The organism is Micromonospora sp. WMMD1274 (genome assembly GCF_049179035.1).
GTDB classification, from domain to species: Bacteria; Actinomycetota; Actinomycetes; order Mycobacteriales; family Micromonosporaceae; genus Micromonospora; species Micromonospora tulbaghiae.
In genome coordinates, this window is record NZ_JBMHMG010000001.1 from 2,495,578 (window position 1) to 2,507,809 (window position 12,232).

The window sequence follows — 12,232 nt, forward strand, 5'->3', positions numbered from 1 at the left end:
TTGTGACGGGGGTAGTCACTGATGTAGATATAGCGATACATCGAAGAACGTGAAAGAGGCTGGCGAGATCCCGCCGGAGACATTGACCGAACGGATGAGGAGGACCGGTGGGCCGGAACCGGGTGGTCCCGTCGCGCGTCCGAACCGGTATGAGAGCTGCCTCCGCCGCGGCGGCCGTCGCCGCCCTTCTCCTCCCGCTCGCCGGCTGCGCCCGCGCCGACGCGCCACCCGTCATCACGGACGGGCCCTCGCCGCTGCCCGCCACCGAGGTCGTGCTCGAGAAGTCGGGCGGCATCGCCGGGGTGAAGGACACCGTCACCGTGCGGCCGGACGGCCACTGGACGAGGACCGACCGGACCGGCGCCTCCCAGGAGGGCCGGCTCGCCGAGACGGACCTCGCCCGGCTGCGACAGCTCGCGACCGACCCCCGGCTGGCCACCGAGGCCACCGAGACCAAGGGCCCGGACAACTGCGCCGACGGGTTCACCTACCGGCTCACCGTCGGCCCCGCCGAGAGCGGGTACGTGGACTGCGGGCCCGCCGCCCGGCCGCCGGCCGTCACCGCCGAGGTGGTCGAGCTGCTCACCCGCGCCACCGGCTGACCCGGCTCTCAAACCCGCTGTCGCTGTGACATCGGCCTATGGCCGGCGGACCGGCGACCGGGCCAGCATGGAAGGCATGACTCGCGCACTCATCGCCCTGACCAGTCACTCCGAGCTGGGCCGTACCGGCCGCTCGACCGGCTACTACGTCGGCGAGGCCGCCGAGCCGTGGGAGGTGTTCCGCGCCGCCGGGTACGACGTCGACCTGGCGTCGGTGGCCGGCGGCGAACCGCCCGTCGACGGGCGGGACGAGAACGACACCACCCAGAACGACTTCCTCGCCACCGCCGGCGTCACCGACACCCCGAAGGCCGCCGACGTCGACCCGGAGCGGTACGACGTGATCCTCTTCGCCGGCGGCCACGGCACCATGTGGGACTTCCCCGACGACCCCGACCTGGCCCGGATCGCCCGCTCGGTCTACGAGCGCGGCGGCGTGGTGGCCGCCGTCTGCCACGGCCCGTCGGCGCTGGTGAACCTCACCCTCACCGACGGCTCCCGGCTGATCGCCGGCAAGCGGGTGGCCGGGTTCACCAACAGCGAGGAGGCGGCCGTCGGCCTCACCGACGAGGTGCCGTTCCTGCTCGCCGACAAGCTCACCGAGGCGGGCGCGCAGCACGTGCCGGCGCCTGACTTCACCGAGCACGTGGTCGTCGACGGGCGCCTGGTCACCGGCCAGAACCCGCAGTCCGCCCGCGCCGTCGCCGACGCCGTGGTGAAGCTGATCCCCTGAGCGCCGGTCAGAACCGGTAGTCGTCGGGCAGACCGGTGGCCCGCAGCTCGGGCGGCAGGTGGGCGACGTCGTTGAGCGCGACGAGCGTCGGCGGGCCGCCCGAGCTGTAGCGGATCACGGTGAGCCCGCAGTTCTGCTGGTTGAGCCCGATCCACCGGTGCGGCGGCGCCTCCAGCGCGTTCAGCACCAGCCAGGCGACCAGGAAGTTGTGGGTGACGACCAGCTCGCGTACGTCACCCTCCGCGGGGGCGGCGGCGAACCGGGCCACCGCCTCCGCTGTCACGCGCGGCCCGTCGCGCCGCTCCCGCTCGGTGAAGCCGGCCAGGAACGCCGCGTACGACTCCGGCAGGTCGGCCGGATCGGTGTCGTGCGGCACGTGGTCACCGGCCCGGTCGTCCTCGCGTACCGGAACACCCGGCAGCGACGCCGCGACCAGCGCGGCGGTCTCCGCGGCCCGGCGGGCCGGCCCATGGTGTACGGCGGTGAGCCCGGCCCCGCGCAGCCGCTCGCCCAGCAGCGTCGCCTGCCGCCGGCCCCGCTCCGACAGGCCGGTGTCCGCCTCCTCCTCCGGCCGGTCCTGCTCGCCGTGACGGACCAGGTAGAGCAGGCGGCTGGGCATCGGCACCTCCACGGTCGGGGACCGCGAGACTAGCCCGCCGCCGCGCGGTTCACCGGCCCTGGTGCATCTGGCCGATCCGGATGCGGTTGCCGAACGGGTCGCGGATGCCGAAGTCGATCCCGTACGGCCGGTCGGTCGGCTCGTCGGTCACCTCGACGCCCTTCGCGACCAGATCCGCGTACGTCTTGTGCGCGTCGTCGGTGGTGAAGAACAGGAAACCGCCCGCAGCGCCCTTGGTGAGCAGCTCCCGGACCTGCTCGGCCGTCTTCGGGTCCAGCGCCGGCGGGCCCGGCTTCTCCAGCAGGATCTCCCGGCCCGGGTCGCCCGGCACGTTCACCGTGAGCCAGCGCATGAAGCCGAGGTCCTGGTCGGTGCTGACCTCCAGGCCGAGCTTGCCCACGTAGAAGTCGAGCGCCTCGTCCTGGTCGAGCACGTAGATCTGGGAGCGGGAAGTCGAAGTCATCGTCATGCCCACGACGCTAGAGCAGCGTCCCGACCTGCTGCTTATCCAAAAGTGCGCAGTCCCGCGGTGGCGCTCGGGCGCATCCAGGCCTTGGTGAAACAGCTCGGGACGTCGGCCGGTGCGGCCTTGCGGCGCCGGTAGGCCGACGGCGACTCACCGACGATGCCGTGGAACGTCCGGCTGAACGTGCCCAGACTGCCGAAGCCCACCAGGTGGCAGATCTCGGTGACCGGTTCGTCGGTGCGCACCAGCAGGTACATGGCGCGTTCCACCCGGCGGCGTTGCAGGTAGCGGTGCGGTGTCTCGCCGAAGGTGGCCCGGAAGGTACGGATGAAGTGCGCCTCCGAGACGTGCGCGATCCGGGCCAGCGCGGGGATGTCCAGCGGCTGCGCGTACGCCCGGTCCATCGCGTCCCGGGCACGCAGCATCGCCCGGTTGGACTCCTCGACCGCGCGACTCATCGCTGGTCAGCCTACTGCGCGGTCCGCGCCTCGACCGCCTACGGCTCGTCCACGAGGCTCTTGGTCATGATGTGCTCGCGGCGTACGCCGTCGGGCATCAGGCCGCCGACCTCGCCCGTGTCCCGGAAGCCGGTGCGCAGGTAGAGGGCCCACGCGTTCGGGTTGCCCTCCGCCACGGCGAGCCGCAGCGTCCGCGCGCTCACCAGCCGGGCCCACTGCTCGACCGCCCGGACGAGGTGGTCGCCCACGCCCCGGCCGCGTCCCCCGGGTGCCACGTACATCGAGATCAGCTCGACGACCCCGTCGTACTCGGTCGGCATCCCGCTCGCCATCCCGACCGGTTGCCCGTCGAGCAGCACCACGACGTTGTACGACCCGGGGACGGCCAGCCGCCCGCGCCAGCGTTCCTCGCGGTCGCCGTCGCCCTGCCAGTCCGCCAGCCGGGCGCCGAAGGCGTACCCGGCCTCGGCGAGCGCGGCGAGCCGCAGCTCCCGCCACACCTTCCAGTCGTCCTCGCCGAGGACGCGTGTCTCGATCATGCGAAGAGGGTTCCGCAGGCACCCCGAGCGGACAATCGATATCCGGCGACGGCGAGTCGGTGGCCGGACCTGCACACCCGCCGGCGGCCCAAGCCCGGTGCCCGCTCTCCGGCCCGGCTGCTCGTCAGATCCCGGCGTCCTCTCTAACGTGAAGCCGGCAGGGCTCAGCCACGTCAACGAGGGCACGGACAGCGCCTAGCGGGGAGAAGACATCGTGGAACGCGTGACGGGCATCGGCGGCGTCTTCTTCCGGGCACACGACCCGGACCGGATCAACCACTGGTACGCCACGCACCTCGGGGTCGACCTGGCACCGGAGTCCTACGACGTGTCTTCCTGGTGGCAGCAGCCCGGACCTACCGTCCTGGCGGCCATGCCGGCGGACTCCGAACACTTCGGCGGCCCCGAGCACTCCTGGTCGCTCAACTTCCGGGTCGCGGACCTGGACGCGATGGTCGACCAACTACGTGATGCGGGTATCGACGTCGAGGTGGACCCCGAGGAGTATCCGAACGGCAGGTTCGCGAGCCTGCGAGACCCGGAGGGCAACGTGGTCCAGCTCTGGGAGCCCGCAGGTGCCGACAGCCGTGGGCCTGCCTGACCGCTCGTGCGGCACACCGTCGTGTCGCTGCTGACGGAGCCCGGCGTCCCGTGGCGACATCGCCCGCGGAACGCCTTTTGAAAATGGAGCCCCCGGCCGGGATCGAACCGGCGACATCTCGCTTACAAGGCGAGTGCTCTGGCCAGCTGAGCTACAGGGGCGCGTGCGTCGGGCTCAGCATAGCGACTGAGCCCTGGAAATCCCGCCTCGCAGGGCTCCCGAGCACGGAAAACGTCGGCATCCCGACCGGTGCGGCCGATGGATCATCGCCCGGCAACGCTCACGGGCCGGGAGATTGATGCCTCGCAGTGCCTTCCTGACCGTTATGCGTATGCCGTCCGTCCCATCCGACGCGCCACGTCTTGGCACGATCGCGAAAGCCGTTTACCGTGCAGTGACGCGGACGACACTCCGGCCGGCCTCGGCTGCCTGAGCGACGACCCCGTTGGCCGGTGCCTTGGGCACCGGTCGCTCCTTCACTCGGATCGTCCGGCACGTTCCTGCCGGTGAAAGGAAGCGCTCCATCATGGCTACGGTCACCTACTCGAAGGCGTCCCGGATCTATCCGGGCACCGAGCGCCCCGCCGTCAACCAGCTCGACCTCCAGATCGGTGACGGGGAGTTCCTCGTCCTGGTCGGCCCGTCCGGCTGCGGCAAGTCCACCAGCCTCCGGATGCTCGCCGGCCTGGAGGACGTCGACGACGGCGCGATCTACATCGACGACCGCGACGTCACGCACCTCCCCCCGAAGGCTCGCGACATCGCGATGGTTTTCCAGAACTACGCCCTCTACCCGCACATGACGGTGTACGAGAACATGGCGTTCGCGCTCAAGCTGCGCAAGACCTCGAAGTCGGAGATCGACCGGCGGGTCAAGGAGGCGGCCGGGCTGCTCCAGCTGGAGGAGTTCCTCAGCCGCAAGCCGAAGGCGCTCTCCGGCGGTCAGCGCCAGCGTGTCGCCATGGGCCGCGCGATCGTCCGCGAGCCGCAGGTCTTCCTCATGGACGAGCCGCTGTCGAACCTCGACGCCAAGCTGCGCGTCCAGACCCGTACCCAGATCGCCTCGCTGCAGGCGAAGCTGGGCGTCACCACTGTCTACGTCACCCACGACCAGGTCGAGGCCATGACGATGGGTCACCGGGTGGCGGTCATGCTCGACGGCGTGCTCCAGCAGGTGGACACCCCGCGGGCGCTCTACGACACCCCGGCCAACGTCTTCGTCGCCGGCTTCATGGGCTCCCCGGCCATGAACATCAAGACGGTGAAGCTGACCGACCAGGGCGGCGCGTTCGCCGAGATGATCGTGCCGCTGACCCGCGAGCAGGTCGAGGCGGCCCGCTCCGAGGGCGGCGACGGCAAGGTCACCGTCGGCTTCCGTCCGGAGGACTGCGACCTGGTCAGCCCGTCCGAGGGCGGCATGCCGGTCGTGGTCGAGCTGGTCGAGGACCTCGGCTCGGACGCCAACGTCTACGGCCACGCCGCGCTGGAGGGCCACAACGAGCGGTTCGTGGTCCGCACCGACCGGCGCAGCATGCCGAACATGGGTGACACCGTGTTCGTCAAGCCGCGTACCGGCCGCAGCCACGTCTTCCACGCCACCACCGGCCAGCGGATCTGACGTACGTACGCGAGAAGGGGCGGCCCGCCACGGCGGACCGCCCCTTCTTCGTACTCTCGATCAGACCTCGACGGACCGGCGGCGGGCGACCTCGGCCAGCGTGACCGCGGCGGCGACGCTGGCGTTGAGCGACTCCACGTCGGAGACCATCGGGATGCTGACGGTCAGGTCGCAGGTCTCCCCCACCAGGCGGGACAGCCCGCGCCCCTCCGAGCCGACCACCACGACGAGCGGGCCGACGGCGGCCTCCAGGTCGTACAGGTCGGTCTGCCCGTCGGCGTCGAGGCCGACCACGACGAAGCCGGCGTCCTTGCAGGCCTTGAGCGACCGGGTCAGGTTGGTGACCTGGGCGACGGGCACACGCGCGGCCGCGCCGGCGCTGGTCCGCCAGGCGGTCGCGGTGATCCCGGCGGCACGCCGTTCGGGTACGAAGACACCCTGCGCGCCGAACGCGGCAGCCGACCGGATGACCGCGCCGAGGTTGCGCGGGTCGGTGACGCCGTCCAGCGCGACGAGCAGCGGGGCGGCCTGCTCCAGCGCGGCGGCGACCAGGTCGTCGAACGGCTCGTAGGCGAACGGCGGCACCTGGAGGCCGACGCCCTGGTGCAGCACGCCGCCGGTCATCCGGTCCAGCTCGGCGCGGCTGACCTCCAGGATCGCGATGCCGCGATCGGCGGCGGTGCGGACGATCTCCTTGACCCGGTCGTCGATGTCGATGCCCTGCGCGGTGTAGAGCGCGGTCGCGGGCACCTGGGTGCGCAACGACTCCAGCACCGGGTTGCGCCCGACCAGCAGTTCCGGGCTGTCCTTCGCCGGGTTGGCCTTGCGGCCCGGCGCGACCCGGGGACCGCCCCGCCCGCCGGTCGGCTTGCCGCCCCGGCCCTTGGTCGTGGGCGTGCCTCGGCCACCGCCCTTGCCCCAGGTGGTGTCCTTGGTGCCGGGCTGACCGATCTTGGGCGCGCGGCCCTCCTCGGCGGCGGCGCGGCGCTCCTTGTCCTGCTTCCAGGCGGTGCGCTGGGGCAGCTTCTCCGTGCCCGAGTACGCCTTGTGCCACGGCCGCTCGTCGGCGGGCAACGTGCGGCCCCGCCCGGCGAGCGAGTCCTTGTTCTTGCCACCGGTGCCCTTGGGGGCACCCGCCTTCGGCGTCAGTCGCCGGCCACGGCGCTGCGAGTTGCCGGCCATCAGTCCTGCTCTCCAATAGTCCAACGCGGGCCCTGGGGGGTGTCCTCGACGACCACGCCTGCCTGCTTGAGCTGGTCGCGTACGGCGTCGGCGGCAGCCCAGTCCTTGCGGCCGCGGGCCTGCGCGCGCTGCTCCAGGGCCAGCGCGATCAGGGAGTCCACCACGCCGCGCAGGTCGTCCGTGCGGCCGCCGCCGGTCCAGGCCGGGTCCAGGGGGTCGACGCCGAGGATATCCAGCATGGCCCGGGTGGCGGCCAGCGTCGTGCGGACGGTCACATCGTCGCCGGCGGTGAGCGCGGTGTTGCCGTCCCGGACCACCTCGTGCAGCGCCGCCAGCGCCGCCGACGTGTTGAGGTCGTCGTCCATCGCGGCCACGAAACCGGCCGGCAGGTCGCCGGGCCGGCCCGGGCCGATCCGCTCGGTCGCCCGCTGCACGAAGCCCTCGATCCGCCGGTACGCCACGGCGGCCTCGCGCAACGCGTCCTCGGAGTAGTCGATGCGGGACCGGTAGTGCGCGGCCACGTAGTAGTAGCGCAGCTCCACCGGGCGGACCCCGAGCGAGGCCACGTAGTCGAGGTCGAGCGTGTTGCCGAGCGACTTGCCCATCTTCGTGCCGCCGATGCCGAGCAGGCCGTGGTGCACCCAGTAGCGGGCGAACGGCAGGTCGGCGGCCTGCGACTGGGCGATCTCGTTCTCGTGGTGCGGGAACGTCAGGTCGAGCCCGCCGCCGTGGATGTCGAACTCGGGGCCCAGGTAGCGCCAGCACATGGCCGAGCACTCGATGTGCCAGCCGGGCCGGCCGCGGCCCCACGGCGACGGCCAGTAGGCGTCGGCCGGCTCGCCCGGCTTGGCGCCCTTCCAGAGCGCGAAGTCACGGGGGTCACGCTTGCCGCGGTCGGGGGCGTCGCCGGCGGGCTGCATGTCCGCCGGGGACTGGCCGGACAGCGAACCGTACGCGGGCCAGGAGGCCACGTCGAAGTAGACGTCGCCGGAGCCGTCGGTGGCCGGGTAGGCGTGGCCGGTCTCGATCAACCGGGCGATCAGCTCGTGCATCTCCGGGATGTGCCCGGTGGCCCGCGGCTCGTACGTCGGCGGGAGCACGTTGAGCGCCCGGTAGGAGGCGGTGAGGATCTGCTCGTTCGCGTACGCGATCGACCAGAACGGCCGGTCCTGCTCCATCGCCTTGGCCAGGACCTTGTCGTCGATGTCGGTCAGGTTGCGGATGAACGTGACCTCGAAGCCCTTGCTCACCAGCCAACGGCGCAGCACGTCGTAGTTGACGCCGGAGCGAAGGTGGCCGATGTGCGGCGGGGCCTGGAGCGTGAGACCACACAGGTAGACCCCCACCTTGCCGGCTTCCCGCGGGACGAAGTCCCGCACCGATCGGGTGGCGGTGTCATACAGGCGTAGCGTCACCTCACAAGGGTAGCCGTCCGCACATTTCCGGGTTGGCCGGAGCCGGGTCGTACGCTGCGTGCTGTGGACACGGCGGCGCGCACGGGAGAGACGGCACAGACCCTGGACCGGGGTCTGCGGCTGCTGCACCTGGTCGCGGACGCGCCGGGCGGGCTGACGGTCACCGAGGCGGCGCACCGGCTGGGCATCGGCCGGGCGGCCGTCTACCGGCTGGTCGGCGCGCTGACCGGCCACGGGATGCTCCGGCGCGACGGCGAGGGCCGCCTGCGGATCGGCGTGGGCGTGCTGCACCTGGCCCGCCGTGCCCAGCCGCTGCTGGCCGAGGGGGCGCTGCCCGCGCTGCGCCGGCTCGCCGAGGGCACCGGGGCGACCGCCCACCTGACAGTGGTCGAGGGCGGTGAGGGGGTCGCGCTCGCGGTGGTCGAGCCGAGCTGGACGTCCTTCCACGTGGCGTACCGGACCGGCACCCGGCATCCGCTGGAGCGGGGCGCCGCCGGCCGGGCGGTGCTGGCCGGGCGGGCCGGCGATCCGGGGCCGGTGAGCACCAGCGGCGAGCTTCAATCAGGCGCGTACGGGGTGGCCGCGCCGGTGCTCGGCGTACCGGGCCTGGAGGGCAGCGTCGGGGTGGTGTCGCTGACCCCGCTCGACGTGGCCGACGTCGGCGCCCGGGTCACCGCCGCCGCCGAGGCGGTCGCCGCCGCGCTCTCCTGACCCCCGCATGCCCTCACGCCAGCTCGGCGAAGTGGCTGCATCAGCGCACTCCGAACCGCCCTCCTCCACACACCCTCACGCCAGCTCGCCGGAACGGCTGTATCAAGGCGGCCGGATGCCGCCACCTCCCCGAGGTGGAGTGGATCATGCACAGGTCGAGGGCCTTAGCACATGGACAGGGCCGGGTGGGGGTTGTCCACAGGGTGCGGTGGGCGGCGCGGCTGCGGCTGTCCACAGGGGTACCGATCTCGACCCGCACGCCGCCACGCTCGTCACATGCCACCTCATCCTCATCGACCACCGGAGTTGGCCTGGCAGGTCTTCCGGGGCTCGGAAGCGATCCGGCGCGGGCTGTTGTCCCGGCATCACCTGCGCGGCTCGTCCTGGATCCGGCTCCGGCAGGACGTCTACGCCGACGCGCGGCTCGACCGCGACCACGCGCTGGCCTGCCGCGCGGCGCTGCTACGCATGCCACCCGGCGCGGCGATCGCCGGTCCGTCGGCCGCCTACCTGCACGGGGTCGAGCACGCCGCCGACTTCACCGACGACGTGCACGTCCTGCTGCCGGCCACGGTCCGGGCCGACTCCCAGCCGGGGGTCCGGGTGCACCACGCCCCGATGTCGAGCACCCGCAGCGGCCTCCTGGTCCCCGTGGGCAGCGCCGCACCCGCGCGAACGAGCCGACCCGTCGGCACGAGGTCGCCCGTCGGCGCGAGCCCACCCGCAGGCGCCAGGTCGACCGGCGCGGCGCCGCCGTCGGCGGACCACCGTCCGGGCACACCGGGCCGGACCAGGTCACCGAATCCGGCCGACTCCCGCAGCCGGCCCGGACCGCCCGGCCCGGCCGACCCGCAGGACGCAGCCGCCGCATCGAACCCGTTCGCAGAGTCGTCCCCCGGCGCGGTGATGATCCTGGCCGGGCCTCCGCCCCGCACCGAGCCGGCCGCCTGTGCCTGGGAGACGGCGGTCTGGGCCGATCCGGTGGAGGCGGTCGGCATCGTCGACGGGCTGCTGCGTACCGGTTCGGTGAACCGGTCGGCACTGGCGAGCGAGGCCGCCCGGAACGCCTGTCGCCCCGGCGGTCGGCGGGCGGCGTGGGTGTTCGGCCTGACCGACGGGCTGGCCCAGTCCCCGCCCGAGTCCCACCTGCGGGTCCGTCTCGTCCTCGCCGGCCTGCCCCGTCCGGTGGCCCAATATCCGGTGCGGGTGCCGACCGGCCTGATCCTGCACCCCGACCTGGCCTGGCCGGAGTTCCGGGTCGCCGTCGAGTACGACGGTCAGTGGCACTCCGACGCGGACCGGATGCATCTCGACCGGCGGCGGCTCAACCAGCTCGTCGCGGCCGGCTGGCTGGTGCTGCACGTGACCGGCCGCCGTCTGCGCAAGGAGTTCCCCGTCCTGGTCCGGGAGATCCGCGCCGCACTGGTGGCCCGGGGATGGCGGCCGTGACACGGGCCGGAACGCCGAGGTGGCGGCGTCCGGGAACTCCGGACACCGCCACCTCGGGGAAACAGTCGTTACGGTCGCACGTTCGGCTTGACCGGGGTCTTCACGGCGGCGTAGGCGTCGACGATGCCGTAGCCGTAGAAGCCGTTGAAGTTCAGCGAGCCCGCGCAGTACGCGTCGAACTCGGCGTCCCGGCCCTCGTTGGTGTAGCTCTGCAGCCGCGGCTCCGGGCAGGCGTGCTCGGCCGCCGTCCGGTAGAGGTGCTGCTCGACCAGGTTCGGCGCCATGCCGTAGCCGTTGCGGCCCTCCTTCTTGCCGTGCTTGCTGACGATCAGCGCCGCCACGCCCGAGACGTGCGGGGACGCCATCGAGGTGCCCTGGAGGTAGGTGTAGTAACCACACTCACCCTTGGCGGTGCACTGCTTGAACACCGAGTTCTCGAAGCCGGCGACGATGTCGCCGTTCTCGTCGACCGACCCCTCCTCCTGGAGCACCTTCTTCGGGTACGTGGAGAGGATCATGTTGGCGTCGGTGCGGTACGTGTCGGTGCCGAAGCCGTCCCGGAACCAGCCACCCGGCGCCGCCACCGAGATCTGCTCGGTGCCGTAGTTCGAGTAGTCCGACTTCTTGCCGGACGGGCCGACCGCCGACACGCCGATCACGTGCGGCCCCTCGACCGGCAGGTCCCAGCAGGTCGCGTTGTCGATCGGCCGCGGGTACGGGTCCGCGCCGTAGTCCGGGCTGCTCACGTCGGTGCGCGGCGCGCCGAGGTCCTCGTGGTTGTTGCCGAGCGAGCCGACGAGCGTGACGCCCTTGCGGTGGGCGAAGTTCAGCGCCCGCTTCATCGCCTCGATGACGGTACGCTGCTCGGCCTGCGCCTCCGGCGAGTCGGCCGGGTTGGCGGTGCAGTTGTAGAGCCACGGGTCGACGTAGAAGGACATGTTGACCACGTCCAGCCCGGAGCGGCCCGCGTGCACCAGGGCGTTCACCACCGGGTTGAGGAAGAAGTAGCCGCTGTCCTGGCCACCCTTCAGCTCGACCAGGGAGACGTTCGGGGCCACGCCGGAGAGGCCGAAGCCGTTCGCGGCGGCGCCGATGGTGCCGGCCACGTGCGTGCCGTGCCCGCCGTCGTCGGTGCCGACCGGGTCGAGGCAGCTCGCCACCTCGCACGGGCCGTCGACCTCGGGGATGTCCGGGGCGAAGTTGCGCGACAGCGCCCAGTTGAAGTTCGGCGCCAGGTCGGGCTGGCTGGCGTCGACGCCGGTGTCCAGGACGCCGACCGTGACCCGGCGGTCGCCCGGCTCGATCTTGCGGGCCTTGTCGGCCCGGATCATGTCCAGACCCCAGAGCTTGTCGTCCAGCGGGTCCATCTTCTTGCCGTTGTTCCTGGCGGCCTTGCCCTTGGTCGCCGCGGCGGCCAGCAGGTGCTCCTGCTCGACCCGGTCCAGCTTCGGCTTGCGGCCGATCGCCTTCTCCTCGGCGGCGCCGACCAGCGCGCCGGCCGCGGTGGCCCGGCTGGCGAAGTCCGCCCGGTCGCTGGTGACCTGGAACAGGCCGACGTCGTCGGTGCGGGCGACGACCTTGCCACCGGCGGCGGTGATCGCGGCGACCGCCGCGTCGCCGGAGACACCGCTCTCGGCCAGCACGGTGAAGGTCCGGAACTCCGACGGCGCAGCGTTCGCCGGGATGCTCAGGCCGGTCACCGTGAGTGCCAGCGAGGCCGCAGCCGCGACCGCGCCGGCGGTGAAGCGCTTGCTCACCACATCAGATCCTCTCGTTGAGGGACGTGGTGTCATCCCACATCACGGGAGCGGGTTCCGCCAGATCGACGTCCGTTATCGG

13 protein-coding genes and 1 tRNA gene are annotated in these 12,232 nt (G+C 72.3%); 6 read left to right on the plus strand and 8 right to left on the minus strand.

From position 1 onward, the window contains the following. Window positions 1–149: 149 nt before the first annotated feature. Together ACN27D_RS11475 and ACN27D_RS11480 are read left to right on the plus strand one after the other, a co-directional pair. Entirely contained in the window at window positions 150–602 is a 453-nt protein-coding gene (locus ACN27D_RS11475; RefSeq protein ID WP_120572849.1) for a hypothetical protein, read from the plus strand. Between the two features lie 76 nt (window positions 603–678). Then, on the plus strand, window positions 679–1,335 hold the full coding sequence (locus tag ACN27D_RS11480; protein ID WP_233585556.1) for a type 1 glutamine amidotransferase domain-containing protein: 657 nt from the start codon (window positions 679–681) through the stop codon (window positions 1,333–1,335). 7 nt (window positions 1,336–1,342) lie between these two features. On the opposite strand, the gene ACN27D_RS11485 is transcribed toward ACN27D_RS11480, so the two are convergent. Genes ACN27D_RS11485 through ACN27D_RS11500 form a run of 4 tightly spaced genes read right to left on the minus strand, consistent with a single transcriptional unit; the run spans window position 1,343 to window position 3,417 of the window. Beyond that, window positions 1,343–1,954 (minus strand): histidine phosphatase family protein, encoded by a 612-nt coding sequence (locus ACN27D_RS11485; RefSeq protein WP_421499087.1) that lies wholly within the window; start codon window positions 1,952–1,954, stop codon window positions 1,343–1,345. A gap of 49 nt (window positions 1,955–2,003) precedes the next feature. Further along, window positions 2,004–2,423, minus strand: coding sequence for a VOC family protein (locus ACN27D_RS11490; RefSeq protein ID WP_030502816.1), 420 nt, complete (start codon window positions 2,421–2,423; stop codon window positions 2,004–2,006). A gap of 35 nt (window positions 2,424–2,458) precedes the next feature. Continuing rightward, entirely contained in the window at window positions 2,459–2,878 is a 420-nt protein-coding gene (locus ACN27D_RS11495; RefSeq protein ID WP_121683867.1) for a helix-turn-helix domain-containing protein, read from the minus strand. A gap of 38 nt (window positions 2,879–2,916) precedes the next feature. Continuing rightward, the gene (locus ACN27D_RS11500; protein WP_421499088.1) at window positions 2,917–3,417 is read right to left on the minus strand and encodes a GNAT family N-acetyltransferase; all 501 of its coding nucleotides are present in this window, start codon (window positions 3,415–3,417) and stop codon (window positions 2,917–2,919) included. A 214-nt stretch (window positions 3,418–3,631) separates the two neighbouring features. On the opposite strand from ACN27D_RS11500, the gene ACN27D_RS11505 reads away from it, so the two are divergent. Then, on the plus strand, window positions 3,632–4,018 hold the full coding sequence (locus tag ACN27D_RS11505) for a VOC family protein (RefSeq protein ID WP_358174088.1): 387 nt from the start codon (window positions 3,632–3,634) through the stop codon (window positions 4,016–4,018). An 84-nt stretch (window positions 4,019–4,102) separates the two neighbouring features. Here ACN27D_RS11505 and ACN27D_RS11510 read toward each other — a convergent pair. After that, window positions 4,103–4,179: transfer RNA gene (locus tag ACN27D_RS11510), tRNA-Thr, on the minus strand. 365 nt (window positions 4,180–4,544) lie between these two features. Here ACN27D_RS11510 and ACN27D_RS11515 point away from each other — a divergent pair. Next, window positions 4,545–5,636, plus strand: coding sequence for an ABC transporter ATP-binding protein (locus ACN27D_RS11515; protein ID WP_358174085.1), 1,092 nt, complete (start codon window positions 4,545–4,547; stop codon window positions 5,634–5,636). Between the two features lie 60 nt (window positions 5,637–5,696). On the opposite strand, the gene rlmB is transcribed toward ACN27D_RS11515, so the two are convergent. Beyond that, window positions 5,697–6,818 (minus strand): 23S rRNA (guanosine(2251)-2'-O)-methyltransferase RlmB, encoded by a 1,122-nt coding sequence (rlmB, locus tag ACN27D_RS11520; RefSeq protein ID WP_421499089.1) that lies wholly within the window; start codon window positions 6,816–6,818, stop codon window positions 5,697–5,699. Beyond that, the gene (gene cysS, locus ACN27D_RS11525; protein WP_358174082.1) at window positions 6,818–8,233 is read right to left on the minus strand and encodes a cysteine--tRNA ligase; all 1,416 of its coding nucleotides are present in this window, start codon (window positions 8,231–8,233) and stop codon (window positions 6,818–6,820) included. The genes rlmB and cysS overlap by 1 nt, the downstream gene beginning before the upstream one ends. A gap of 63 nt (window positions 8,234–8,296) precedes the next feature. On the opposite strand from cysS, the gene ACN27D_RS11530 reads away from it, so the two are divergent. Then, entirely contained in the window at window positions 8,297–8,944 is a 648-nt protein-coding gene (locus ACN27D_RS11530) for an IclR family transcriptional regulator (protein WP_350815376.1), read from the plus strand. 276 nt (window positions 8,945–9,220) lie between these two features. Further along, entirely contained in the window at window positions 9,221–10,393 is a 1,173-nt protein-coding gene (locus ACN27D_RS11535; RefSeq protein WP_421499090.1) for a hypothetical protein, read from the plus strand. Window positions 10,394–10,461: 68 nt separating this feature from the next. Here the strand turns inward: ACN27D_RS11535 and ACN27D_RS11540 are convergent, their stop codons facing one another. Then, window positions 10,462–12,150, minus strand: coding sequence for a S8 family serine peptidase (locus ACN27D_RS11540; RefSeq protein ID WP_162959292.1), 1,689 nt, complete (start codon window positions 12,148–12,150; stop codon window positions 10,462–10,464). Window positions 12,151–12,232: the final 82 nt, after the last annotated feature.